Source organism: Streptomyces sp. SAS_272, assembly GCF_052543235.1.
Map to the genome: position 1 here is coordinate 210,638 of NZ_JBMNDR010000003.1, position 23,327 is coordinate 233,964.

Below are 23,327 nucleotides of genomic sequence, written 5' to 3' on the forward strand. Positions count from 1 at the left end.
TGCGGGCTCCTCCGGTGGGCGGGCGGCCGACTCCCGTTCGGCCGCCCGCCACTGCCGCGGCGGTCACGCCGTCCGGGGGAACCGGAGCCGGCGCAGACGGTGGGTATGGGACTCGGACTCGGCGCCTCCGCCCGCGCGTTCGGCGGCCGCGCTGCGAGCGGCGCGGGCGGTGCGGGCGCCTCGGACGACGTCGCGGGCGAGCCGCTCGTCGGCGGCCCGGCGGCGCAGTTCGGCGGCACGTGCCTGATGCAACTCGTACTCGTACATGGTGGGCATCTCCTGGGAGATCGGTTTCGGCTTCGCTTGTTCGCGATGCCTCAACCTTCGTCTCCCAGGGGGGTCCGCCACATCGGGAGAGTTCCGCATCTTCGGCGGGCGGCGGGGCCTTAGACGCGGCCGAGGGGCCTCAGAGCCGGCCGTAAGGTGCTTACGGCGGCCCTGAGACCCCTCGTGGTCTGCGGGAACTCAGCTCGCGGAAGGCAGGCCGAGCAGCGCGTCTGTGTACTTGAGCACGGCCAGCAGCAGACCGATGACGCCGAGCGCCACGCCCGCCCAGGAGACCGACTTGATCCAGGCCGCCTGCGGCCGGGCCGGGCTGCCGAAGGCCGGGCGGGCCAGCACGACGACGCCGGTGACCAGCGCGGCCAGCGCGAACAGTCCTGCCCACAGGGCGGTGATCTGCCAGGCGTCGCCGTAGACCGACTGGATCTGCTTGGCGACGCTCGCGCCGGACGAGGCCTCGAGCTGGCCGACGAGGGTCTGGCGCGCACCGGCGATGGTGCCGACCCAGCTGCCCGTCAGCGACACGAAGCCGAGGGCCGCGGAGACGACCGCGCCCGCGCCCTGCCCCACGCCGACCGAATCGTCCCCGAGCCCCTCCAGGCCGTCGGCCCCGTCCGTGCCGTCGGCGGCCCGCGCATCATCCACGGCGCTCTCCCCGGAGTCCGCGAGCTCCTCGGAGTCCTTCGGCTGCCCGGTCTCCGTCGTCGCCCGGTCGCCGGCGTCGGTCCTGGTGACGTCCACCTTCTCCTCGTCTGTCGTGGCCCCGGCGCCGGATTCGGCCCCGGCCTGGTCAGCAGTCTTGGTTCCCATACCTCGCACCGTACGGACGCTCTCTGAGAGGTCCCTTAAAGATCGTTGTGAGCGGCGCCCGCGCGTGCGTCGCGCCACTCCTGGGCCAGCACGGACCACACCTCGAGGTCGTGCCGCTCCCCACGATAGGGGTAGGCCCGGCGGCGGACGCCGTCGCGGGTCATCCCGAGCCGCCGGGCGACGTTCAGGCTGGCCGTGTTGCCGGCGGAGGCGATCCACTCGACCCGCTGGATCCCGCGCTCCTCCACCGCGTGGTCGATCAGGACCCGCACGGCCCGGGTGATCAGTCCGCGCCCGGTGGCGGCGGGCTCCAGCCAGCAGCCGACCTCGCAGTTCGCGCTCGCCGCGTCGAAGTTCAGCAGGAGCGCACCGCCCACCAGACGGCCGTCCAGCCACAGTCCGTGCAGCGAGCCGGTGTCGGCGGCGCGCATGTCGGCGTACTTCTGCAGCGCCTCCCGCGCGGTCGCCACGTCGACGGCCTTCGCGCCGAAGGGGGCGTACCGGTTGATGAAGTCCCGGCCGCGCTGCAGGTGCGTCAGGAACTCCTCGGCGTGCCAGGGCTCCAGGGGGCGCAGCTCGGCTCCGTCACCCAGCGCTATCGCGTACATCCGGCCGCGGCTCCCTCTCCAGTTCCTCCATTGCCCCGGCGAGCCTCTCATGGGCGGCCCGGCACTCGGGGGGTTCGATGCTGATCCGCGGCAGGCGCCGGTCGAGTGCGCGGGGCAGCCACCAGTTGGCGCCGCCGAGCAGGTGCATGAGCGCGGGGACGAGGAGGGTGCGCAGGACGAAGGCGTCGAGGGCGACGGCGGCGGCGAGCGCGATGCCGAACATGGCGATCACCCGGTCGCCGCTGAGCACGAAGGCGAGGAAGACCGAGATCATGATGAATGCGGCCGAGTTGATGACCCGGCTGGTCTCGGCGAGGCCGACGCGGACCGCGCGCCGGTTGTCACCGGTCTCCAGCCACTCCTCGTACATCCGGCTGACCAGGAAGACCTGGTAGTCCATGGAGAGGCCGAACAGCACCGACACCATGATCACCGGGAGGAAGGGCTCGATGGGCCCGGCGCGGCCGAGTCCCAGCAGTTCGCTGCCCCAGCCCCACTGGAAGACGGCCACGACGATCCCGAAGGCGGCGGCGACGGCGGCCACGTTCATCACGGCGGCCTTCAGCGGAATGCCCACGGACCGGAACGCGAGCAGGAGCAGCAGGCAGCCCAGGCCGATGACGACGCCCACGAAGAGCGGCAGTTTGTCGACGATGACGTCCGCGAAGTCGTCGTAGCCGGCCGTGACGCCGCCGACCTGCACATCGAGGGAGGTGCCCGCCTCGGCGCGAGGCAGCACCTCGGTGCGCAGCCGGTCGACGAGCTCGCTGGTGTGCTGCGACTGCGGGGCGGACTCCGGGACCACGGTCAGGTACGCGGTGCGGCCGTCGGAGGCGAAGGTCACCGGCGTCACCGACGCCACGCCCTCGGTGGTGCGCAGGGCGGTGTCGAGGTTGTCCAGGGCGAGCCGGTCCTCGGCGCCGCCGACGCGGGTCACCAGGGTCAGCGGGCCGTTGACGCCGGGCCCGAATCCTCCCCCGCTCTCGCCCGCGCCCGCACGGGAGGCGCCCCCGGCGAGGAGGTCGTAGGCCTGGCGGGTGGTGGCCGTTTCGGGTCCGTTGCCCTGGTCGGAGGTCCCGAGGCGGAGCGAGAAGGTGGGCAGGGCGAGGACGCCTATGACGACCAGGGCGAGCGCCCCGAGAAGCTTGGGGTGGCGCTCCACGAACGCCGACCAGCGGGCCGCGAGCCCGGTCGGCAGCTCCGGCTGGGGCCCGTGCTCGGTGAGGCGGCGGCGTTCGCGGCGGCTGAGGGCGCGCATGCCGATGAGGGACAGCAGGGCGGGCAGCAGCGTCACGGAGGCCGCGACCGTGAGGACCACGGTGAGCGAGGCGGCGATCGCCACGCCGTTGAGGAAGCTCAGGCGCAGGATCAGCATGCCGAGCAGGGCGATGCACACGGTGGCGCCCGCGAAGACGACCGCGCGCCCGGTGGTGGTGACGGCGTTCGCGGCGGCCTCGGCGACCGGCAGCCCGCGTTTCAGCCCGCGTCGGTGTCGGGTCACGATGAACAGCGCGTAGTCGATGCCCACGCCCAGCCCGATGAGCATGCCGAGCATGGGCGCGAAGTCGGCGACCGTCATGGCGTGCCCGAGAAGCACGATCCCGGCGTAGGCGGTGCCGACGCCGACCAGGGCGGTGGCGATGGGCAGGGCCGAGGCGGCGAGCGAGCCGAAGGCGAGGAACAGCACGACCGCGGCCACCACCACGCCGACCACCTCGGCGAGATGCCCTCCGGAGGACTCGGTGAGCGCGATGGCGCTGCCGCCCAGCTCCACCTGGAGACCGTCGGTCTCGGCGGCCTTGGCGGCGTGGACGACGGCCTGCGCCTCGCCCTCGTCGACGTCCTCGGCGCGGTCCTCGAAGGTGACGGTCGCGTAGGCGGTGTGCCCGTCCCTGCTGATCTGCGCCGTGCCCTGGTCGCCGTAGGGGCCGGCGACGGAGGCCACGCCGGGCAGGCCGGCGATCTTCTCCAGCGTCCGGGTCATGGTCTGTTCGACGTCGGCGGCGCTCACGGAGCCGGCCGTGGTGTGCCAGACGACGGTGTCGCTGTCGCCGCCGAGCTCTGGGAAGCCCTCGGCGAGCAGCCGGGTGGCACGGCCGGACTCGGTGCCGGGGACCTCGTAGTCGTTGGAGTACGCGGCGCCGGCGACGGCGGCCGCGGTTGCCGTGCCGCCCAGGGCGAGGAGCCAGAGCAGGACCACCAGGAGGCGGTTGCGGACACACCAACGCGCGAGGGCTGCCACAGCTGTGCTCCCGGAGGACGAATTGTGGATCTTTGACCGGGAATCAGCCAGCAAAGAACGTATGAGCGATCTGGGATCACTCTCGCAGGAGAAAAAGATCGAAAGACGCGTTCGTGTGTCTTTTCACAAGAGTGGGAGACACGTCACAGGACAATAACGGCGTCCGTGTCGGGCCACGTCAGCCGGGCCACGCCGGTCACCGCGTCGGGCGCCACGCCGGTCACCGCGTCGGGCCGGGTCAGTCCGACTGGTCCCCGATCGCCATCACCATCACGCCGGCGATGAGCAGCCACAGCGCGCGCCGGGTCCGGCCCCGGGAGCCGAGGTACGCGGCGACCGCGCAGACGGCGGCGCCGAGCGCGTAGGCCGACGGGACGAGGGCCGGGACGGAGCGGCTGAGGCGCATGAGGGACGCGGCGAGGCCGGCGAGGGTGAGCAGGGCTCCGGCGACGGTCGCCGTCCAGCGGGCCCGCCGGGCCTCCTCGGTGCCGTACTCCTCGTCCGGGTCCTCTATGTCGCTGTGGGCGTCGGAGTCGGTTCGTGCACTCATGGCGGGCGAGCGTAGCGCGTCCGGCCGGAGACGCGGGCAGGGGTGCACCGGCGGACCGGTGCACCCCTGAGGTTCGCGAGAGGGATCAGCCCTCGCTGACGCCCAGCTTCTCCAGGATCAGCTCCTTGACGCGGGCCGCGTCGGCCTGACCGCGCGTGGCCTTCATCACGGCGCCGACCAGCGCGCCGGCCGCTGCCACCTTGCCGCCGCGGATCTTGTCGGCGATGCCCGGGTTGCCCGCGATGGCCTCGTCGACGGCCGTGCCCAGCGCCGAGTCGTCGGAGACGACCTTGAGCCCGCGCTTGTCGACGACCTCGTCCGGGCCGCCCTCGCCCGCGAGGACGCCCTCGATGACCTGGCGGGCCAGCTTGTCGTTCAGGTCGCCGTCGAGTACCAGTTCGGCGACCCGGGCGACCTGCTGCGGCGTGACGGCCAGCTCGTCGAGCGGGACGCCCGACTCGTTGGCGCTGCGGGCGAGTTCGCCCATCCACCACTTGCGGGCGGACGCCGCGTCGGCGCCGGCGTCGATCGTGGCGACGATCAGGTCCAGCGCGCCGGCGTTCAGGATCGACTGCATGTCGTTGGCGGAGATGTCCCACTCGGCGACCAGCCGGTTGCGCCGCATCAGCGGCAGCTCCGGCAGGCCGGCGCGGATCTCCTCGACCCACTCGCGGGACGGGGCGACCGGGACGAGGTCGGGCTCCGGGAAGTACCGGTAGTCCTCGGCCTCCTCCTTCACACGGCCCGAGGTCGTGGACCCGGTGTCCTCGTGGAAGTGGCGGGTCTCCTGGATGATCGTGCCGCCGCCGTTCAGCACGGCCGCGTGCCGCATGATCTCGAAACGGGCCGCGCGCTCCACGGACCGCAGCGAGTTCACGTTCTTCGTCTCGGACCGCGTGCCGAACTTCTCCCGGCCGTGCGGGCGCAGCGACAGGTTCACGTCGCAGCGCATCTGCCCCATCTCCATGCGGGCCTCCGAGACGCCCAGCGCCTTGATGACCTCGCGCAGCTCACGCACGTACGCCCGGGCCACCTCGGGGGCGCGCTCGCCCGCGCCCTCGATCGGCTTGGTGACGATCTCGATGAGCGGGATGCCGGCCCGGTTGTAGTCCAGCAGGGAGTGGGACGCGCCGTGGATACGGCCGGTGGCTCCGCCGACGTGGGTCGACTTGCCGGTGTCCTCCTCCATGTGGGCGCGCTCGATCTGCACACGGAAGGTCTCGCCGTCCTCCAGCTGGACGTCGAGGTAGCCGTCGAAGGCGATCGGCTCGTCGTACTGGGAGGTCTGGAAGTTCTTCGGCATGTCCGGATAGAAGTAGTTCTTCCGGGCGAAACGGCACCACTCGGCGATCTCGCAGTTCAGCGCGAGACCGATCTTGATCGCCGACTCGATGCCGATCGCGTTGACGACCGGGAGCGCGCCGGGCAGGCCGAGGCAGGTGGGGCAGGTCTGCGTGTTGGCGTCCCTGCCGAGCTCGGTCGAGCAGCCGCAGAACATCTTGGTCTTGGTGCCGAGTTCGACATGGACCTCGAGGCCCATGACGGGGTCGTACGACGCGAGAGCGTCCTCGTACGACACCAGGTCGGTCGTGGTGGTCACGGTGAAACTTCCCTCTCAGCCCAGCAGGACGTCGTCGTCGCCCAGCCGCTTCAGCTCGCGGTAGAGGATGGCGAGGCCGGTGACGATGGCGACGGCGGACACGGTGGCGTCGATCAGGACCAGGGTGTCCTTCTCGGCGCGGGCCTTCTTCAGCCGCTTGGCGACGCCGAACGCGCCGAACGCGGTCCCGGCGATGGACAGGTACGTACCGGACTTGGACTTCTTGAAGCCCTTGGCCTTGTTCAGTGCGCTCACAGCGACGGAGCCTCCTCGAGAAGCGGGTGACCCCACCTTTCCACGAAGGCGGCCTCGACGGCGGCGCCGACCTTGTACAGGCGGTCGTCCTTCAGCGCCGGGGCGATGATCTGCAGACCGACCGGGAGGTCGTCCTCCGGGGCGAGACCGCAGGGCAGCGACATGGCCGCGTTGCCCGCGAGGTTGGTCGGGATGGTGCACAGGTCGGCCAGGTACATCGCCATCGGGTCGTCGGCGCGCTCGCCGATCGCGAAGGCGGTGGTCGGCGTCGTCGGCGACACGATCACGTCGACCTGCTCGAAGGCCTTCTCGAAGTCCCGGGTGATGAGCGTGCGGACCTTCTGCGCGGAGCCGTAGTAGGCGTCGTAGTAGCCGCTCGACAGGGCGTACGTGCCGAGCATGATGCGCCGCTTGACCTCGGGACCGAAGCCCGCCTCACGGGTGAGGGAGGTGACGTCCTCGGCCGAGCGGGTGCCGTCGTCGCCGGTGCGGCGGCCGTAGCGCAGGCCGTCGAAGCGGGCGAGGTTGGACGAGCACTCGGACGGCGCGATCAGGTAGTACGCCGACAGGGCGAGGTCGAAGGACGGGCAGTCCAGCTCGACGATCTCGGCGCCCAGTTCCTTCAGCAGCGCGACGGACTCGTCGAACCGCTGGATGACGCCGGCCTGGTAGCCCTCGCCGCGGAACTGCTTCACGACACCGACGCGCATGCCGTCGACGCTGCCGTTGCGGGCGGCCTCGACGACCGGCGGGACCGGCGCGTCGATGGACGTGGAGTCCATCGGGTCGTGCCCGGCGATGACCTCGTGGAGCAGCGCCGCGTCCAGGACCGTACGGGCGCAGGGGCCGCCCTGGTCGAGGGAGGACGAGAAGGCGACCATGCCGTACCGCGAGACCGCGCCGTACGTGGGCTTCACGCCGACGGTGCCGGTGACGGCGGCCGGCTGGCGGATGGAGCCGCCGGTGTCGGTGCCGATCGCCAGGGGCGCCTGGAAGGAGGCGAGCGCGGCGGAGGAACCGCCGCCGGAGCCGCCGGGGATCTTGGTCAGGTCCCAGGGGTTGCCGGTCGGGCCGTAGGCGCTGTTCTCGGTGGAGGACCCCATGGCGAACTCGTCCATGTTGGTCTTGCCGAGGATGACGACGTCGGCGGCCTTCAGCCGCCGGGTGACCGTCGCGTCGTACGGCGGGATCCAGCCCTCGAGGATCTTCGAGCCGACGGTCGTCGGGATGCCCTCGGTGGTGAAGATGTCCTTGAGCGCGAGCGGGACGCCGGCCAGCGGACCGAGCTTCTCGCCCCGCTCCCGCTTCTCGTCGACGGCGCGGGCCTGCGCGAGAGCGCCCTCGCGGTCGACGTGCAGGAAGGCGTGGACCTTCTCGTCGACGGCCTCGATACGGGCCAGGTGGGCCTCGGTGACCTGGACGGCCGTGAGTTCGCCGGAGGCGATCCTCGCGGCGGTCTCGGCGGCGGTGAGCCTGATGATGGTGACGTTGTCCGTCATGGCGGTTAGTCCTCCCCCAGGATCTGCGGCACCTTGAAACGCTGCTGCTCCTGGGCCGGGGCGCCGGAGAGCGCCTGCTCGGGGGTGAGCGACGGACGGACCTCGTCCGCCCGCATGACGTTCGTCAGCGGGAGCGGGTGCGAGGTCGGCGGTACGTCTTGGTCGGCGACCTCGCTGACGCGGGCGACCGCGCCGATGATGTCGTCCAGCTGTCCCGCGAAGTGCTCGAGCTCTTCGGGCTTCAGCTCCAGACGCGCCAGCCGGGCGAGGTGGGCGACCTCCTCGCGCGTGATGCCAGGCATGCAGCGTTCCTCTGGGGTGGAGTGAGTGTGTGGTCTGGGCCCAATCCTAGGGTGCTGGGCCCCGTGCCCGTGAAATGCCTACTCACCGGCCCGCTGGTGCTGCCCGCCCGCGGCAGTCGGAGCCACGCGTCCGCGGCGGCCGGAGCCACGCGTCCGCGGCGGCCGGAGCTACTCGTCCGCGGCGGCCGCCGGGAGCGCCGCCCGCGGGCGCTGCCAGCCGCGCGAGCCCCTGGCCCGCAGCCACGCCGTCGTCTCGTCCGCCGGCATGGCGGCCGCCACCAGCCAGCCCTGGACGGCGTCGCAGCCCAGGTCGCGCAGGCGTTCCCAGGTCTCGTCGTCCTCGACGCCCTCGGCGACGACCAGGAGCCCCAGGGAATGCGCGAGGTCGACCGTGCAGCGCACGATCTCCGCGTCCTCGGCGTCGACGGCCAGCCGCGCCACGAAGGAGCGGTCGATCTTCAGCTCGCTCACCGGCAGCCGTCGCAGGTGCACCAGGGAGGAGTAACCGGTGCCGAAGTCGTCGAGGGACATCTTCACGCCGTGGCCGGTCAGCTGGTTGAGGGTGTCGGCGGCGCGCTGCGGGTCCTCCAGGAGGACGTGTTCGGTGATCTCCAGTTGGAGCGCTCCCGCGGGCACTCCGTGCCGGGCGAGACGCGCCGCGACCGATCCGGCGAAACCCGGCGTGTGGACGTCGCGCGGGGAGACGTTGACCGCGACCGGCACGAACAGTCCCTGGGCCCGCCACCGGGCTACCTGGCCGAGCGCCGTGTCCAGCACGTACTCGGTGAGGTGCGGCATCAGCCCGGACGACTCGGCGATCGCTATGAACTCGTCCGGCGGAACCTTGCCGCGCTCCGGGTGCACCCAGCGGACCAGGGCCTCCAGCCCGGCCACCTGTCCGTCGAAGCGGACCTTCGGCTGGTAGTGCAGCTGCACCTCGTGCGCGTCGAGCGCGCGCCGCAGGTCGCCCAGCAGGCCGAGGCGGTCGGGGGTGTTGGAGTCGCGTTTGGACTCGTACACCTCGACGCCCGTGCGGTCGCGCTTGGCCTGGTACATCGCCACGTCGGCCCGGCGCAGCATGCCCTCGGCGTCGAGCGCGTGCTCGGGGAAAACGGCGACGCCCGCGCTGGCCTCCAGGACGAGCGTGAGTCCGTCGAGGTCGAGCGGCGAGCTGAGGTCGGACACCAGTCTGCGGGCGACCCGGGTGGCCGAGGTCGTGGAGTCGGCGACGGGGAGTAAGACGGCGAACTCGTCCCCGCCGAGCCGGGCGACCTCCGCGCCGCGCGGCAGGGCCAGTTTCAGCCGCTCGGCTATCTGCAGCAGCAGCCGGTCCCCGGCGAGGTGTCCGAGGGTGTCGTTGACCGAGCGGAAGCGGTCGAGGTCGATCAGCATCAGGGCGGACCGGGCGCCGATGCGCTCGGCGTCGTCCAGGGCGGTCCAGATCCGTTCCAGGAGCCACTGACGGTTGGGCAGGCCGGTGAGCGGGTCGCGCAGCTGCTCCTCGGCGCGGGCGCGGGCCATCCACAGGGTGGAGTCGAGGGCGATGAGCGGGATGGCGAACAGCGGCAGCAGGATCGGCTTGGCCACGGCCACCACGCAGATCAGCGGTGCGATGCCGAGCAGGGCCACCGCGACCAGACTCTGTCTGACCAGGGCCGTCCGGGCGACGGTGGGCAGCCCGCCGAGGCGGGGGGTGTGCAGGTACCAGAGCAGGACACGGGTGACGGCGAGGTAGGCGACGGCCACCAGCACCACCTGCGGGCCGGTGTAGAGCGTCCAACTGCCGGGCGTCCAGGGGCGTTCCACGGACGGTATCCGTCCGCAGGCGGCCAGCAGCAGGGCGCCCGCACCGATGCCGAGGATGTCCACCGCGCCGTGCAGGACGCCCTGCCGCCAGCGGTGGCGCCGGGCTATGCCGACCAGGAGGACGACGGTGAGGCTGACCATGCCGGCCGGCACCCACCCGTACAGCAGCAGGACGGCGAGGGTGAGCGCGGCGCCGGAGCCGGTGCCGCCCCACCACCGGGCCCGGCCGAGGAGGACCAGGTGGCCGACGACGACGCCGGCGAGGACGGCCAGCGCCCAGCCGGTCGTGCCGGACGGGAAGAGGGCGTGGTGATCGGTGTAGGCGCGGAAGAACCCGGCGCCCAGGACGAGGGCGGCCGCCCCGGCGACCGACGCGGGCAGTGTGGGCCAGGTCGGCTGCCGGTCGGCCTGGGCGCCGGGCGCCCCGGAGTGCGGGGCGGCGAAGCCGGCGTCGAGCACGGACCGCGGCGTGGTGTGCGGCACGTACGTCTCTTCGGCCGGCCGTCGTTCGGAGCGCCCCGCCCACCAGTTCCCCCACCGGACGCCGGCTACCCGGCGCCGGCGCAGCCATGACTCCGGGGCGGCGCTCTCGGTCGGTTCCATTCCCGTCCCTCTCACAGCCGGCGGTGCCCACGCCACGCGGCCCGTTGCCCTGACAACCCTGGGCACGGCAGGCGCACGTCTCAACAGTAGGCCGCAGAAGGCTTCCACGGGCAGCGGTCGTCGACGGTTGCCCGAATGCGCCCCGGCCACCCGTATGCATCTGGTATGCGCCAATCGGGTGGCCTTCAACCGCCGCCGCGCCTACTCCTCGACGGAAAGCGCCACTTCAGCCGCCGCTTCGGGCCCTTGTTCCAGCAGGACGGCGAAGCCGTCCTCGTTCAGAACAGGAACCTTCAGTTGCATTGCCTTGTCGTATTTCGATCCAGGATTGTCACCCACGACAACGAAAGATGTCTTTTTCGAAACCGAACCGGTCACCTTCGCCCCACGGGTCTGCAGGGCGTCCTTGGCACCGTCGCGGGTGAAACGCTCCAGGGTGCCGGTGACGACGACTGTCAGGCCCTCCAGGGGACGCGGCCCCTCGTCCTCCCCGGAGCTCTCCTCCTCCATGCGGACGCCGGCGGCCTTCCACTTGCGGAGGATCTCCCGGTGCCACTCCTCGGCGAACCACTCCTTGAGCGAGGCCGCGATGATGGCGCCGACGCCGTCGGTGTTCGCCAGCTCCTCCTCGGTCGCCTGCTCGATCCGCTCGATCGAGCGGAACTCGCGCGCCAGGGCCTCGGCAGCGACCGGGCCGACATGCCGGATCGAGAGGCCGGTGAGGACACGCGCCAGCGGGCGCTCCTTGGCCGCCGCGATGTTCTCCAGCATGGCGACCGCGTTCTTCCGCGGCTCGCCCTGCTGGTTGGCGAAGACCGTGGCGATCTTCTCCTCGCCCGTCTTCGGGTCCCGCTTGGGCAGCCCGCTGTCCTGGTCGAGGACGTAGGCCCGGATGGGCAGCAGACGCTCGACGGTGAGGTCGAACAGGTCGCCCTCGTCGGCCAGCGGCGGCTGCTGCGGCTCGAGCGGGCGGGTGAGGGCGGCCGCCGCGACGTAACCGAACTGCTCGATGTCCAGCGCCTTGCGGCCCGCCAGGTAGAACAGGCGCTCACGGAGCTGGGCCGGGCAGCTGCGGGCGTTCGGGCAGCGCAGGTCGACGTCGCCCTCCTTCATCGGCCGCAGCGATGTCCCGCACTCCGGGCACTCGGCGGGCATCACGAACTCGCGCTCGCTGCCGTCACGCAGGTCGACGACCGGGCCGAGGATCTCCGGGATCACGTCACCGGCCTTGCGCAGCACCACGGTGTCGCCGATCAGCACGCCCTTGGCCTTGACCACGTCCTGGTTGTGCAGGGTGGCGAACTCGACCTCGGAGCCCGCCACCGTCACCGGCTCCACCTGGGCGTACGGCGTCACGCGACCGGTGCGGCCGACGCCCACGCGGATGTCGACGAGGCGGGTGTTGACCTCCTCCGGCGCGTACTTGTAGGCGATCGCCCACCGCGGCGCACGGGCCGTGGAGCCGAGCCGGCCCTGCAGACGGATCTCGTCGAGCTTGACCACCACCCCGTCGATCTCGTGCGCCACCGAGTGCCGGTTCTCGCCGTAGTACGCGATGAACGCCCGTACCCCGTCGAGGTCGCCGACCACCTTGTTGTGCGGGGAGGTGGGCAGGCCCCAGGTCTTGAGGAGGTCGTAGGCCTCGGAGAGACGGGTCAGGCCCTCGTAGCCCTCCAGGGCGCCGATGCCGTGCACGACCATGTGCAGCGGGCGGGAGGCGGTGACGCGCGGGTCCTTCTGGCGCAGCGAACCGGCCGCCGCGTTGCGCGGGTTGGCGAACGGCTTGTCGCCGGCCTCGACCAAGCGGGCGTTGAGCTCCTCGAACTTCTCCATCGGGAAGAACACCTCGCCGCGGATCTCCACGAGGGTGGGCACCCCGTCGCCCGTGAGACGCTCCGGGATCTCCGCGATGGTGCGCACGTTGGGCGTGATGTCCTCGCCCGTACGGCCGTCACCGCGGGTCGCCGCGCGCGTGAGACGGCCGTTCTCGTAGGTCAGGTTGACGGCCAGGCCGTCCACCTTGAGCTCGCACAGGAAGTGGTACGCGGAGGCCCCGACGTCCCGGTGGACGCGCTCGGCCCACGCGGCCAGCTCCAGGTCGTCGAAGGCGTTGTCGAGCGACAGCATCCGCTCGCGGTGCTGGACGGCCGTGAACTCCGTGGCGTACGCGCCCGCGACCTTCTGGGTCGGGGAGTCGGGCGTGCGCAGCTCGGGGTGCTCCTCCTCCAGCGCCTCGAGGGCGCGCAGCAGCCGGTCGAACTCCGCGTCGCTGACGACGGGAGCGTCCTTCACGTAGTACCGGAAGCGGTGCTCCTCGATCTGCTCGGCGAGTTGCGCGTGCTGCTCCCGCGCCTCGCTGGGCACCGTCGTCTCCGCCTGCCTGTCGCCGGCCACCGTGTGTCCTCCCGTCACTCAGGGTCGTCCGCGAGGGATCTCGCCGCCCGGACGCAGTGGGCGAAAGCCCTGCGGGCGTATCCGGGGGAAGCGCCCGCGAGGCCGCACGACGGCGTGAGCGTGACCGCCTCCGCGAGAAGCCCGGGTCGCAGCCCCAGCCGGCGCCACAGCGTCCTGACACCCATGACGCTACCGGCAGGGTCCGACAATGGGGCGTCCACTGCCGGCACGACACCGGCGAAGAGCCGGGTGCCCGCCTCGACCGCCTCGCCGATCACGTCGTCGTCACGCTCGGTGAGAAGCGAGAAGTCGAAGGAGACCGCCGCCGCGCCGGACCGGCGCAGGAGGGCGAACGGGACGTCCGGCGCACACGAGTGGACCACGACCGGCCCGTCGCCGTGCACCCCGACGACGTCCCGGAGCGTGCCCTCCACGACCTGCCGGTCGACCGCGCGGTGCGTGCGGTAGCCGCTGGCGCTCCGCACATGGCCGCGGAGCACGGCGGTGAGAGACGGCTCGTCGAGCTGGAGCACGACGTCCGCGCCGGGCACCCGCCGGCGCACCTCGGCGAGGTGGAGCCGCAGGCCCTCGGCGAGGGAGCCGGCGAGATCGCGGCAGGCGCCGGGATCGGAGAGCGCCGCCTCACCGTTCCTGAGCTCCAGTGCGGCGGCGAGGGTCCAGGGCCCGACCGCCTGGACCTTCAGCTGCCCCTCGTAGCCCTGGACGTGCTCCTCCAGCGCGTCGAGGTCCTCCCCCAGCCAGGACCGGGCCCGTTTGGTGTCCCGGCCCGGCCGGTCGCCGATCCGCCAGCCGCTGGGCTCCACGCGCGCGTACATCTCGACCAGCAGGCCCGCGGTGCGGCCGATCATGTCCGCGCCGGGTCCACGGGCCGGCAGCTCGGCGAGGAAGGGGAAGTCCTCGAAGGACCCGGTGACGGTTTTGGCGGCCTCGCGGGCGTCGCCGCCCGGCAGGGAGCCGACGCCGGTGGCCGGGGCGAAACTGAAGTCTGCGTTCACGGGTGAAGCGTACGTAGCGCGACGGACCGTCAGCGCCCCGGCCGTACCGTCAGGTCGTTGATCTCGGCGTCCCTCGGGAGGTCGAGCGCCGTCAGGATCGTCGTCGCCACCGACTCGGGGTCGATCCACTCCGCGGGGTCGTACTCCTTGCCCTCCTGCTGGTGCACCTTGGCCTGCATGGGGCTGGCCGTGCGGCCGGGGTAGACGGAGGTGACGCGGACGCCGTTGCCGTGCTCCTCGGCGCGCAGCGAGTCGGCGAGGGCCTTCAGACCGTGCTTGGAGGCCGCGTACGCGGACCAGTCGGGGCTCGCCCTCAGGCCCGCGCCCGAGTTGACGAACAGCACATGGCCGCGCGCGGTGCGCAGTTGCGGCAGGAAGTGCCGGGTCAGCTCCGCGGGGGCGATCAGGTTGACGTTGAGCTGGTGCCGCCAGGACTTCGGGGTGAGGTCGCCGACCGGGCCGAGGTCGACCACTCCGGCGATGTGCAGGAGGGAGTCCACCCGGTCCGGGAGGCTCTGGTGGGAGAAGGCCCAGCTCAGTCTGTCGGGGTCGGCGAGGTCCCCGACGAGCGTCCGCGCGCCGGGGAACTCCGCCGCGAGTTCCCTGCCGCGGCCGGCGTCGCGCGCGTGCAGCACGAGCTCGTCCCCGCGCGCGTGCAGACGGCGGGCGACGGCGGCGCCGATGCCGGAGCCCGCTCCGGTGATCACATGGGTAGCCATGTCCGCCATGCTCGCATCATCGCCGGGTCATCCGATGCCCCGGCTCTCCTCGAGGTAGGCGAGGGCGCCCACCGCCTCCTCCGCGAAGAACACCAGGTCGGTGAGGGGCCGGGGCAGGAAGCCCTCGGCCTCCATCCGCCGGAACTGCTCCTTGAGACCGTCGTAGAAGCCCGCGGTGTTGAGCAGCACGACCGGCTTGTCGGTGTGGCCGTGCTTCTTCAGCTCCAGTATCTCGGTGGCCTCGTCCAGCGTCCCGGTACCGCCGACCATGATCACCACGGCGTCCGACTTCGCCAGGAGCAGCCGCTTCCTCTCGGCCAGGTCCTTCGCGATCACCATCTCGTCGGCTCCCGGCCGCGCCGACGCGGCGAGGAAGTCCACCGACACACCGCACAGCCGGCCGCCGGCCGACTGCACGCCGTCGGCGACCACCTTCATCAGGCCGACGTCCGAGCCGCCCCACACGAGGGTGTGACCGCCCTTGCCGAGCAGTTCGGCGAACTCGCGCGCGGGGCGGGTGTAGCGGTCGTCGAGGTCGGCCGCGGAGAGGAAGACGCAGATACGCATCGCGCCACGGTACGCGGGAAGAACCGCGGGCCCCCGAGCGCTGTCCCTGCATGACCCGAGGACACACGATCACCGTCGAGCAGGGCGACCGGCACGTCAGGGTCGTCCATGACGGCCGGGTGCTGGCCGAGACCGACCGGGCGCTCGTCCTGCGCGAGACCGGCTGTCCGGCGCGGTACTACATCCCCGCCGAGGACGTCCGGCTCGACCTGCTGACCCCGTCCGACACCCACACCTACTGCCCTTTCAAGGGAACCGCGTCCTACTGGTCGCTGCCGGGCGCGGCCGACCTCGTCTGGGCCTATCCGGAGCCGAAGCCGGACGTCGCACCGATCAAGAACCACTTCTGCTTCTACGAAGCCGAGGTGTCGTAGGGCGATGAGGGCCGTGCCGTGCGGCAGTCTGCACAGGCATGGACAAGAAGACGATTTCCCGCGACGGCACCGAACTCGCGTACTCCCGCGCCGGACAGGGCCCCGCGGTCATCCTCGTGAGCGGGGCGATGTCCACGGGCGGCACCGTGGCGCCCCTGGCCGGGCTGCTCGCCGACCGCTTCACGGTCCTCTGGTACGACCGCCGGGGCCGCGGCGAGAGCGGCGACACGGCGCCGTACGCGGTGCGGCGGGAGGTCGAGGATCTGGGCGCCCTGGTGGACGCGGCGGGCGGTGAGGCGGCGCTGTACGGCGTCTCGTCCGGCGGGGCGCTGGTGCTGGAGGCGGCGGCGGCCGGGCTGCCGGTGAGCCGGGTGGCGGTCTACGAGACGCCGTTCGCCGTCGACGAGGCGGCCGGGCGGGACCGCGCCGCGTACACGGCGGCCCTGACCGAGGCGCTCGCGCAGGGGCGGCGGGGGGACGCCGTCGAGCTGTTCCTGCGGCTGACGGGGCTCGCCGAGGAGATGATCCAGGGAGCCCGCCGGTCGCCCATGTGGGCGGGGATGGAGGCCGTCGCGCCGACCCTCGCCTACGACGACGCCGTGATGGGCGGCGGGCCGGCGCCGCGGGAGCGGCTGGCGTCGGTCCGCGTGCCGGTGCTGGCCGTGGCGGGCGGGGCGAGCCCGCCCTGGCTGCGCGAGGCCGTGCGCACGGTCGCGGACGCCGTCCCCCGAGGGACGTTCCGGACGCTGGAAGGCCAGTCCCACATGGTGGATCCGAACGTGCTGGCGCCGGTGCTGGCGGATTTCTTCGCCGGGCAGGACTGACGGCCGGGCCGCCCCGGCGGCGGTCAGGCCACCCCGGCCGACGTCCGCACGGTCGACGCGATCGTGGCCGAGCCGACCACGCGCGTGCCGTCGTACAGCACGATCGCCTGACCGGGCGCCACGCCCCGGACCGGCTCGGTGAACGTGACCTGCAGGCGGCCGTCGACGAGTTCGGCGGCCGCCTCGGTCTCGCCGCCGTGGGCGCGCAGCTGGGCCGTGTAGAGGCCGGGGCCGGTGGGGGCGGCGCCGCACCAGCGGGGCTTGATCGCGGTGAGCGCGCCGACGTCGAGGGAGGCGGCGGGACCGACCGTCACCGTGTTGTTCACCGGGGAGATGTCGAGGACGTAGCGCGGCTTGCCGTCGGCGGCGGGGGTGCCGATGCGCAGGCCCTTGCGCTGGCCGACGGTGAAGCCGTACGCGCCCTCGTGGGTGCCGATCTTCGCGCCGGACTCGTCGACGATGTCGCCCTCCGCCCGGCCCAGCCGCTGGGCGAGGAAGCCCTGGGTGTCGCCGTCGGCGATGAAGCAGATGTCGTGCGAGTCGGGCTTCTTGGCTACGGCGAGGCCGCGCCGCTCCGCCTCCGCGCGGATCTCGTCCTTGGTCGTCACCGTGTCGCCGAGGGGGAAGAGCGCGTGGGCGAGCTGCCGGTCGTCCAGCACCCCGAGGACGTACGACTGGTCCTTCGCCATGTCGGAGGCGCGGTGCAGCTCGCGCGTGCCGTCCTCGCGGACCAGCACCTTCGCGTAGTGGCCGGTGCACACCGCGTCGAAGCCGAGCGCGAGCGCCTTGTCGAGCAGCGCGGCGAACTTGATCTTCTCGTTGCAGCGCAGGCAGGGGTTGGGGGTGCGGCCGGCCTCGTACTCGGCGACGAAGTCGTCGACGACGTCCTCGCGGAAGCGGTCGGCGAGATCCCAGACGTAGAACGGGATGCCGATGACGTCGGCGGCGCGACGGGCGTCGCGCGAATCCTCGATGGTGCAGCAGCCCCGCGCGCCGGTGCGGAACGACTGCGGGTTCGCGGAGAGCGCGAGGTGGACGCCGGTCACGTCGTGGCCGGCTTCCGCGGCACGGGCGGCGGCGACGGCGGAGTCGACCCCGCCGGACATGGCGGCGAGTACGCGAAGGGGGCGGGGGCGCTGCGAGGTCTCAGTCATAACCCTTTCAGGGTACGGGTCGCCGGGAACCCGGACCCGCGAGTATCCGTTGACGATCTAGAGGGGCCGGGCCTGTCCGACGGATCGGGTCCGAGGAAGGACGGGTCATGGGGGCGACACGAGGTGACTCCGACCGGCGTATCGGGCGGCGCGCGCTGCTGATCGGCGGCGCGGCGGCGGCCGTCGGCACCGCCGTGCTGGCGCGCGACGAACTGACACGGCTGTACTGGCGGCTGCCCGGCGTGCGCAGACAGCGGGTGGAGGGCGCGGTCGACTTCCTCGGCGCGCGGTGGGTCGCGGCGTCGGAGGCGAACTTCCGCTGGGCGGACCGGCCGGACGACTACGGGATCGACATGGTCGTCATCCACGTCACACAGGGAGACCTCGGGAGCGCGGTGAAGGCGTTCGAGGACCCGGGGCACCGGGCGGCGGCGCACTACATCGTCGGCAAGGACGGCCGCGTCACGCAGATGGTCCGCGAGCTGGACGTGGCGTACCACGCGGGCAACCGCTCCTACAACGAGCGCAGTGTGGGCATCGAGCACGAAGGGTTCGTCGACCGGCCGCAGGACTTCACGGACGCGATGTACGCCGCGTCCGCCCGGCTGACCGCCGCGGTCTGCCGCCGCTATGACATACCCGTGGACCGGGAGCACATCGTCGGGCACGTGGAGGTGCCGGGGACGGATCACACCGATCCCGGGGAGCACTGGGACTGGAAGCGGTACATGAAGCTCGTCGCCGCGGCGCACGCGGCCGCCGGCCGCCAGTCGACGTGACACAGGTCACACCCGCGCGGAGCCGTGAGCAACCGATGAGCATCGGACGTCCGATGTGTCCCGCCCCCCGGAGATGACCTGCAGCCCGCCAAGCCGACGGCCCCTCAACGGAGTTGGGGCCCTGGGCGATCGCACAGCCTCCTGGGCCCGCTGCCAGGTTCGGCCCAGTCTTCACACAGGCCTTACCCCGAGGCTCCACGCCCATGACCCACGACACAGATCCCGCGTCCGGCGCGGGACGGCAGAGCAACGGCGCCCACGCGCGAAGCGGCCGCGGCGACACGGACGGGCACTCCGAGAAGACGAAGGGCCGCGGCGGCAAGGGCCTGCACCGGCGCACGTTCCTCGGCGGGATGGCCGGGGCGGCCGGACTCGCCGCCTTCGGAGCGGCCGGGGCGACCTTCTCCCTGTTGACCGACGGCAACGACAATGAGGCGTCCGCGGCGGACGCCACCACCGCCACAGCGACGCTCACCGTCCCCGACCTGCTGGAGGGCACCGCCTCCGGCGGCACCACCAGCTACACCCTGACCGCGAAGACCGGCACGGGCGAGGTGCTCAGCGGCGTCACCAGCACCACCGCCGGCTACAACGGCTCGTACCTCGGCCCGACCATGAAGTGGACCACCGGCGACACGGTCCTGCTGAACATCACCAACACCCTGGGCGACGACACCTCGGTCCACTTCCACGGCGCCCACATCCCGCCCAAGATGGACGGCGGCCCGCAGAACGCGTTCGCCGACGGCGAGACCTGGTCGCCCACCTTCGAGATCAAGGACGAGGCCAAAACCCTCTGGTACCACCCGCACGCCCTGGGCACCACGGCCGAACAGGTCGTCCACGGCCTGGCCGGCATGATCATCGTGGCGGACGACTCGGACGCCTCGGCCGCCCTGCCGAGCGAGTACGGCGTCGACGACATCCCGATCATCCTGCAGTGCCTGGCGGTGGACAGCAGCGGCGACGTCAAGTACAACGTCAGCGGCTATCTCGGCGCGGGCCTCAGCTACCCGGTGCTGTGCAACGGCACGAACGTCGACTCGACCACCCTCGGCTTCACCGCCACCCGCAAGCGCACCCGCTTCCGGGTCCTGAACGCCTCGCCCGCCGACATCATGACCGTCCAGCGCGGCGACGGCGGAACGCTCACCCAGATCGCCACCGACCAGGGCTATCTGACGGAGGCCACCGAGGTGACGTCCATCCGGCTGGTGGCCGGCGCCCGCGCCGAGTTCGTCCTCGACCTCGAGGACGCGGTCACGCTGCAGACGGTCGTCACCACCGGCTGGATCCGCGGCGGCAGCGGCACCTACGACTTCCTGACCGTGACCCCGGACGCCTCCGACTCCCCCGCCGACCTGCCGAGCTCGCTCAACACCATCACCCGGTACGACACGAGCGCGTTCACCGCGCGGACGATCACCCTCGGCCAGAGCGGCCAGACCATGACGATCAACGGCTCGGCGGGCACCAGCATGTCCTCGATGGCGATGATCAGCACGACGCTCGACGCCGAGGAGGTCTGGACGATCAAGAACGGCACGCAGCTGGAGCACTCCTTCCACCTGCACGACGTGCCGTTCCAGCTGATCGAGATCAACGGTTCGACGCCGACCGGCGTCGACCTCGGCTGGTACGACACCTTCGAGGTGGTCGGCGGCGGCTCCATCAAGATCGCCATGAAGTTCACCGACTTCACCGACGACACGTACATGTACATGCTCCACTGCCATCTGCTCCAGCACGAGGACGAGGGCATGATGGCGGCGCTCATGGTCACGGACGGCTGACGGCGGTGGGCCGCCCCTGAGCCGACGTTCCGCGGGCAGGGCGGGTCAGCCGCCGGGCGTCACGTCAGCCCCGCCGCGCGGGCCCGCTCGACCGCCGGGCCGATGGCCTTGGCCACCGCTTCGACATCGGCCCCGGTGGAGGTGTGACCGAGGGAGAAGCGCAGGGTGCCGCGGGCCAGGTCGGGATCGACGCCGGTGGCCAGCAGCACATGGCTGGGCTGGGCGACGCCGGCGGTGCAGGCGGAGCCGGTGGAGCACTCGATGCCCTGGGCGTCCAGGAGCAGCAGCAGCGAGTCGCCCTCGCAGCCCGGAAAGGTGAAGTGGGCGTTGGCCGGCAGCCGGTTCACGGGGTCACCGCCGAGGATCGCGTCCGGGACGGCCGTGCGTACGGCGTCGATCAGGGCGTCGCGCAGGGCGCCGACCTCGCGGGCGAACCGTTCGCGCTGCTCGGCGGCGAGGCGTCCGGCGACCGCGAAGGAGGCGATCGCGGGGACGTCGAGGGTGCCGGAACGGACATGGCGTTCCTGCCCGCCGCCGTGCAGCACGGGGACGGGGGTGTGCTCGCGGCCCAGCAGCAGGGCGCCGATCCCGTACGGACCGCCGATCTTGTGGCCGGAGACCGTCATGGCGGCTAGCCCGGAGGCCGCGAAGTCGACCGGGACCTGGCCGAAGGCCTGCACCGCGTCGGCATGCAGCGGGACGTCGAACTCGGCTGCCACGTCGGCCAGTTCACGGACCGGCAGGATCGTGCCGATCTCGTTGTTCGCCCACATCACCGTGGCCAGGGCGACGTCCTCGGGATGGCGTGCGATCGCGTCGCGAAGGGCGTCGGGATGGACCCGCCCCTCGGCGTCGACCGGCAGGTACTCGACCGTGGCGCCCTCGTGCTCGCCGAGCCAGTGCACGGCGTCCAGCACGGCGTGGTGCTCGACGGGGCTGGCCAGGACACGGGTGCGGGCCGGGTCGGCGTCACGGCGGGACCAGTACAGGCCTTTGACCGCGAGGTTGTCGGCCTCGGTGCCGCCGGAGGTGAGGACGACCTCGCTGGGGCGGGCGCCGAGCGCTTCCGCGAGGGTCTCACGGGCTTCCTCGACCGTGCGGCGGGCCTGCCGGCCGGCTGCGTGGAGGGAGGAGGCGTTACCGGTGATGCTCAGGTGCGCGGTGAGCGCCTCGACCGCCTCGGGGAGCATGGGCGTGGTCGCGGCGTGGTCGAGGTATGCCATGGTGGCCCGATTCTACGGGGCCCGGATGACGCGCCTCGCTCGCAGGTGCGGCCGCCGCGGTCAGAAGCTCCAGGAGACCGTCGAGTCCGCCTGCATGAAGGCGACCAGGACGAGCAGGTCGGCGACGCCCAGCGCAAGGCCGAGGTAGGCGCGACCGCGGCGGGCGGTGCCGCGCCAGAGGGCCGCCGCCGCGAGGATCACGGCGATGGGGCCGAGGAAGACGTTGAGGACGAGCAGGCCCAGCAGGCCCAGGATGAAGGACGCGACGGCCATGCCGTCGGCGTCCCGGACGCCGGTGCGACGTGTGGCCGGTGCGGTGAGATGCATGGTCGGTCAGCTCCTGTCGATCAGTGGTGCGGGCGGTTGAGGGGACGGGCGGTTCGTCGGGGGCGGGGGGCGACGGCCGGCGCCGGTGGCGGCGGCTCGGTCGCGTCGTCGCTTCGGTCAGTGGGCCGAAGAGCGCCGGCGGCCGTTGCGCTCGCGGAGCGCGAAGATGCCGAGCCAGGCGGCGATCACCACGCCGGCGACGAGCGTGAAGGCGAACGGCGCATGGGCGACGGTGCCCAGGACGACGCCGAACAGCAGCAGTGCGGCGACGAGGAACAGCATGGGTCGAACCCCCTTCGAGGCGGCGTTGCGCCGCGTTCATGTCTTTTCGGTGAACACTTGTGGTTACACTTGTTCACTGACTCCAGAGTCTAGCGTGCTTCCCGGCTTTCCAATTACGGAGAACAGTTGTTAACTGGATGACATGAGTCACACCCTCGGCATCCGACAGGCACAGAAGCAGAAGACCCGGCAGTCGCTCCTGGACGCCGCCTTGCTGCTGCTCGAGGAGCAGAGCCTGAGCAGCCTCGGTCTGCGTGAGGTCACCCGGGCCGTCGGAGTGGCCCCGACGGCCTTCTACCGGCACTTCCGCTCCACGGCGGATCTGGGAGTGGCCCTGGTCGAGGAGGCGCTGGGCAGTCTGCACCCGATGATCCGCACCACCGTGACCACGGCCGACACCAGTGCCGAACGCATCACGCGCGCTGTGGAGTTGATAGCCGGTCATGTGACCGCGTACCCCGCTCACGTCCGTTTCATCGCCCGTGAGCGACATGGCGGGGTCCAGCCGGTGCGGGAGGCGATCCGGGAGCAACTGGGCAGGTTCGCCGAAGAGGTGAAGGCCGAGCTGGCCAAGGATTCCGAGGCCGAGGGCTGGAGCGACGACGACCTGCTGATGCTCTCGCACCTCTACGTGGACCAGATGCTCATCACGGCCTCCCTGTTCCTCGAGTCCCTGGAGGCCTCGCCGCAGGAGCGGGAACGGGTCAGCAGGATGGCGACCCGTCAGATGCGGCTCATCAGCATCGGCCGCCACCACTGGCTGGACTGAGCGCCGGCGGCGACGCGCAGGGGCGGCGCGCCCGTTCCCGGATGCGCCGCCCCTGTGTGCCGTGCCGGCGGTCAGCCCTGCTGCTGGGCCTGCTGCCCCTGGCCGCCGCCCGGGCCGCCGCAGCCGCCGCCCTGACCGCCCTGACCGCCCTGACCGCCCTGACCGCCGCCGCCGGGGGCGCCGCTCGGGGCGCCCGACGGGACACCGGTCGGGGCGCCCGACGGGATACCGGTCGGGGCGCCCGACGGCTGTCCCGAAGCCGCACCGGTCGGCGCTCCCGAGGGAGCCCCGCCCGGCGCCCCGCTCGGCATTCCGGAGGCGTTGCCGGACGGCGCCTGGCAGGACTGCTGCCCCGGACCGCCGCCGTTCGAGTTCGAGGAGGAGGAGTCGCCCGAGCCGCAGGCCGCCAGAGCGAGGGGCGAGAACGCCAGCAGCGCCACCGCGGGGACGAGACGGACGGGCATCAGCGCACGCTTCATGAGAGTCAGCTCCAGGGAGAGGGGGAGAACCTGAGGCGGGCACTCAACCAACGGCGCTTGGGGCCTTCCT

Annotated in this window: 24 protein-coding genes; 5 read left to right on the forward strand and 19 right to left on the reverse strand. The window is 72.1% G+C overall.

What is annotated here, in order from left to right; all coding sequences use genetic code 11:
* Window positions 1-63: 63 nt before the first annotated feature.
* The 14 genes from ACN6LD_RS04155 to ACN6LD_RS04220 form a co-directional block, all read right to left on the reverse strand.
* Complete coding sequence (locus ACN6LD_RS04155) at window positions 64-276, reverse strand: hypothetical protein (protein WP_415924891.1); 213 nt, start codon at window positions 274-276, stop codon at window positions 64-66.
* A 189-nt stretch (window positions 277-465) separates the two neighbouring features.
* Window positions 466-1,092, reverse strand: a complete 627-nt coding sequence (locus ACN6LD_RS04160; RefSeq protein ID WP_445042540.1) for a hypothetical protein — start codon at window positions 1,090-1,092, stop codon at window positions 466-468.
* A 35-nt stretch (window positions 1,093-1,127) separates the two neighbouring features.
* The gene (locus tag ACN6LD_RS04165) at window positions 1,128-1,700 is read right to left on the reverse strand and encodes a GNAT family N-acetyltransferase (RefSeq protein WP_445042541.1); all 573 of its coding nucleotides are present in this window, start codon (window positions 1,698-1,700) and stop codon (window positions 1,128-1,130) included.
* Window positions 1,678-3,942, reverse strand: coding sequence for an MMPL family transporter (locus ACN6LD_RS04170; protein WP_445042542.1), 2,265 nt, complete (start codon window positions 3,940-3,942; stop codon window positions 1,678-1,680). The genes ACN6LD_RS04165 and ACN6LD_RS04170 overlap by 23 nt, the downstream gene beginning before the upstream one ends.
* Window positions 3,943-4,180: 238 nt before the next feature.
* Entirely contained in the window at window positions 4,181-4,492 is a 312-nt protein-coding gene (locus ACN6LD_RS04175; protein ID WP_319191370.1) for a hypothetical protein, read from the reverse strand.
* Window positions 4,493-4,577: 85 nt separating this feature from the next.
* On the reverse strand, window positions 4,578-6,092 hold the full coding sequence (gene gatB / locus ACN6LD_RS04180; RefSeq protein WP_319191372.1) for an Asp-tRNA(Asn)/Glu-tRNA(Gln) amidotransferase subunit GatB: 1,515 nt from the start codon (window positions 6,090-6,092) through the stop codon (window positions 4,578-4,580).
* 15 nt (window positions 6,093-6,107) lie between these two features.
* Window positions 6,108-6,347: a hypothetical protein gene (locus ACN6LD_RS04185; RefSeq protein WP_020131415.1), complete on the reverse strand. Its 240-nt coding sequence runs from the start codon at window positions 6,345-6,347 to the stop codon at window positions 6,108-6,110.
* Window positions 6,344-7,846: an Asp-tRNA(Asn)/Glu-tRNA(Gln) amidotransferase subunit GatA gene (gene gatA / locus ACN6LD_RS04190; protein ID WP_319191375.1), complete on the reverse strand. Its 1,503-nt coding sequence runs from the start codon at window positions 7,844-7,846 to the stop codon at window positions 6,344-6,346. Before gatA ends, ACN6LD_RS04185 begins: the two co-directional genes overlap by 4 nt.
* A 5-nt stretch (window positions 7,847-7,851) precedes the next feature.
* A complete protein-coding gene (gatC, locus tag ACN6LD_RS04195) occupies window positions 7,852-8,148 on the reverse strand; it encodes an Asp-tRNA(Asn)/Glu-tRNA(Gln) amidotransferase subunit GatC (protein WP_007384860.1) in 297 nt (98 codons plus the stop codon).
* A 168-nt stretch (window positions 8,149-8,316) separates the two neighbouring features.
* Window positions 8,317-10,557, reverse strand: a complete 2,241-nt coding sequence (locus ACN6LD_RS04200; RefSeq protein ID WP_445042543.1) for a putative bifunctional diguanylate cyclase/phosphodiesterase — start codon at window positions 10,555-10,557, stop codon at window positions 8,317-8,319.
* Between the two features lie 201 nt (window positions 10,558-10,758).
* A complete protein-coding gene (ligA, locus tag ACN6LD_RS04205; RefSeq protein ID WP_319191380.1) occupies window positions 10,759-12,951 on the reverse strand; it encodes an NAD-dependent DNA ligase LigA in 2,193 nt (730 codons plus the stop codon).
* Window positions 12,952-12,965: 14 nt separating this feature from the next.
* Entirely contained in the window at window positions 12,966-13,967 is a 1,002-nt protein-coding gene (locus tag ACN6LD_RS04210) for a methionine synthase (RefSeq protein ID WP_319191381.1), read from the reverse strand.
* Between the two features lie 29 nt (window positions 13,968-13,996).
* A complete protein-coding gene (locus tag ACN6LD_RS04215; protein WP_319191395.1) occupies window positions 13,997-14,686 on the reverse strand; it encodes an SDR family oxidoreductase in 690 nt (229 codons plus the stop codon).
* Between the two features lie 27 nt (window positions 14,687-14,713).
* Window positions 14,714-15,253: an LOG family protein gene (locus tag ACN6LD_RS04220; protein WP_306949159.1), complete on the reverse strand. Its 540-nt coding sequence runs from the start codon at window positions 15,251-15,253 to the stop codon at window positions 14,714-14,716.
* 50 nt (window positions 15,254-15,303) lie between these two features.
* Here ACN6LD_RS04220 and ACN6LD_RS04225 point away from each other — a divergent pair, with 50 nt between their 5' ends.
* Both ACN6LD_RS04225 and ACN6LD_RS04230 read left to right on the forward strand, forming a co-directional pair.
* Complete coding sequence (locus ACN6LD_RS04225) at window positions 15,304-15,627, forward strand: DUF427 domain-containing protein (RefSeq protein ID WP_445042544.1); 324 nt, start codon at window positions 15,304-15,306, stop codon at window positions 15,625-15,627.
* Between the two features lie 38 nt (window positions 15,628-15,665).
* The gene (locus ACN6LD_RS04230) at window positions 15,666-16,451 is read left to right on the forward strand and encodes an alpha/beta fold hydrolase (RefSeq protein WP_319191385.1); all 786 of its coding nucleotides are present in this window, start codon (window positions 15,666-15,668) and stop codon (window positions 16,449-16,451) included.
* 23 nt (window positions 16,452-16,474) lie between these two features.
* On the opposite strand, the gene mnmA is transcribed toward ACN6LD_RS04230, so the two are convergent.
* Entirely contained in the window at window positions 16,475-17,605 is a 1,131-nt protein-coding gene (gene mnmA / locus ACN6LD_RS04235) for a tRNA 2-thiouridine(34) synthase MnmA (RefSeq protein WP_445042545.1), read from the reverse strand.
* A gap of 107 nt (window positions 17,606-17,712) precedes the next feature.
* Here mnmA and ACN6LD_RS04240 point away from each other — a divergent pair, with 107 nt between their 5' ends.
* Both ACN6LD_RS04240 and ACN6LD_RS04245 read left to right on the forward strand, forming a co-directional pair.
* Window positions 17,713-18,384, forward strand: a complete 672-nt coding sequence (locus ACN6LD_RS04240) for an N-acetylmuramoyl-L-alanine amidase (protein WP_319191387.1) — start codon at window positions 17,713-17,715, stop codon at window positions 18,382-18,384.
* 203 nt (window positions 18,385-18,587) lie between these two features.
* Window positions 18,588-20,177 carry a multicopper oxidase family protein gene (locus ACN6LD_RS04245; protein WP_445042546.1) on the forward strand — a complete coding sequence of 530 codons (1,590 nt, stop codon included), beginning with the start codon at window positions 18,588-18,590 and terminating at the stop codon, window positions 20,175-20,177.
* 59 nt (window positions 20,178-20,236) lie between these two features.
* On the opposite strand, the gene ACN6LD_RS04250 is transcribed toward ACN6LD_RS04245, so the two are convergent.
* The 3 genes from ACN6LD_RS04250 to ACN6LD_RS04260 form a co-directional block, all read right to left on the reverse strand.
* Complete coding sequence (locus ACN6LD_RS04250) at window positions 20,237-21,400, reverse strand: cysteine desulfurase family protein (RefSeq protein ID WP_445042547.1); 1,164 nt, start codon at window positions 21,398-21,400, stop codon at window positions 20,237-20,239.
* A gap of 60 nt (window positions 21,401-21,460) precedes the next feature.
* Window positions 21,461-21,727: a DUF4190 domain-containing protein gene (locus ACN6LD_RS04255; protein ID WP_266725844.1), complete on the reverse strand. Its 267-nt coding sequence runs from the start codon at window positions 21,725-21,727 to the stop codon at window positions 21,461-21,463.
* 117 nt (window positions 21,728-21,844) lie between these two features.
* Window positions 21,845-22,009 carry a hypothetical protein gene (locus ACN6LD_RS04260; protein ID WP_445042548.1) on the reverse strand — a complete coding sequence of 55 codons (165 nt, stop codon included), beginning with the start codon at window positions 22,007-22,009 and terminating at the stop codon, window positions 21,845-21,847.
* Between the two features lie 142 nt (window positions 22,010-22,151).
* Here ACN6LD_RS04260 and ACN6LD_RS04265 point away from each other — a divergent pair, with 142 nt between their 5' ends.
* Complete coding sequence (locus tag ACN6LD_RS04265) at window positions 22,152-22,778, forward strand: TetR family transcriptional regulator (RefSeq protein WP_319194761.1); 627 nt, start codon at window positions 22,152-22,154, stop codon at window positions 22,776-22,778.
* A gap of 71 nt (window positions 22,779-22,849) precedes the next feature.
* Here ACN6LD_RS04265 and ACN6LD_RS04270 read toward each other — a convergent pair whose 3' ends face one another.
* Complete coding sequence (locus ACN6LD_RS04270; RefSeq protein ID WP_445042549.1) at window positions 22,850-23,257, reverse strand: hypothetical protein; 408 nt, start codon at window positions 23,255-23,257, stop codon at window positions 22,850-22,852.
* Window positions 23,258-23,327: the final 70 nt, after the last annotated feature.

Bases quoted from the DNA above. Each gene is read 5' to 3' on its own strand.
- ACN6LD_RS04265 (WP_319194761.1), top strand. From the start codon at position 22,152: ATGAGTCACACCCTCGGCATCCGACAGGCACAGAAGCAGAAGACCCGG.
- ACN6LD_RS04250 (WP_445042547.1), bottom strand. From the start codon at position 21,400: ATGGCATACCTCGACCACGCCGCGACCACGCCCATGCTCCCCGAGGCG.
- gatC (WP_007384860.1), bottom strand. From the start codon at position 8,148: ATGCCTGGCATCACGCGCGAGGAGGTCGCCCACCTCGCCCGGCTGGCG.
- ACN6LD_RS04225 (WP_445042544.1), top strand. From the start codon at position 15,304: ATGACCCGAGGACACACGATCACCGTCGAGCAGGGCGACCGGCACGTC.
- ACN6LD_RS04230 (WP_319191385.1), top strand. From the start codon at position 15,666: ATGGACAAGAAGACGATTTCCCGCGACGGCACCGAACTCGCGTACTCC.
- gatA (WP_319191375.1), bottom strand. From the start codon at position 7,846: ATGACGGACAACGTCACCATCATCAGGCTCACCGCCGCCGAGACCGCC.
- ACN6LD_RS04255 (WP_266725844.1), bottom strand. From the start codon at position 21,727: ATGCATCTCACCGCACCGGCCACACGTCGCACCGGCGTCCGGGACGCC.
- ACN6LD_RS04200 (WP_445042543.1), bottom strand. From the start codon at position 10,557: ATGGAACCGACCGAGAGCGCCGCCCCGGAGTCATGGCTGCGCCGGCGC.
- ACN6LD_RS04220 (WP_306949159.1), bottom strand. From the start codon at position 15,253: ATGCGTATCTGCGTCTTCCTCTCCGCGGCCGACCTCGACGACCGCTAC.
- ACN6LD_RS04245 (WP_445042546.1), top strand. From the start codon at position 18,588: ATGACCCACGACACAGATCCCGCGTCCGGCGCGGGACGGCAGAGCAAC.
- mnmA (WP_445042545.1), bottom strand. From the start codon at position 17,605: ATGACTGAGACCTCGCAGCGCCCCCGCCCCCTTCGCGTACTCGCCGCC.
- ACN6LD_RS04165 (WP_445042541.1), bottom strand. From the start codon at position 1,700: ATGTACGCGATAGCGCTGGGTGACGGAGCCGAGCTGCGCCCCCTGGAG.
- ACN6LD_RS04160 (WP_445042540.1), bottom strand. From the start codon at position 1,092: ATGGGAACCAAGACTGCTGACCAGGCCGGGGCCGAATCCGGCGCCGGG.
- ACN6LD_RS04155 (WP_415924891.1), bottom strand. From the start codon at position 276: ATGCCCACCATGTACGAGTACGAGTTGCATCAGGCACGTGCCGCCGAA.
- ACN6LD_RS04175 (WP_319191370.1), bottom strand. From the start codon at position 4,492: ATGAGTGCACGAACCGACTCCGACGCCCACAGCGACATAGAGGACCCG.
- ACN6LD_RS04270 (WP_445042549.1), bottom strand. From the start codon at position 23,257: ATGAAGCGTGCGCTGATGCCCGTCCGTCTCGTCCCCGCGGTGGCGCTG.
- ACN6LD_RS04215 (WP_319191395.1), bottom strand. From the start codon at position 14,686: ATGGCTACCCATGTGATCACCGGAGCGGGCTCCGGCATCGGCGCCGCC.
- ACN6LD_RS04260 (WP_445042548.1), bottom strand. From the start codon at position 22,009: ATGCTGTTCCTCGTCGCCGCACTGCTGCTGTTCGGCGTCGTCCTGGGC.
- ACN6LD_RS04240 (WP_319191387.1), top strand. From the start codon at position 17,713: ATGGGGGCGACACGAGGTGACTCCGACCGGCGTATCGGGCGGCGCGCG.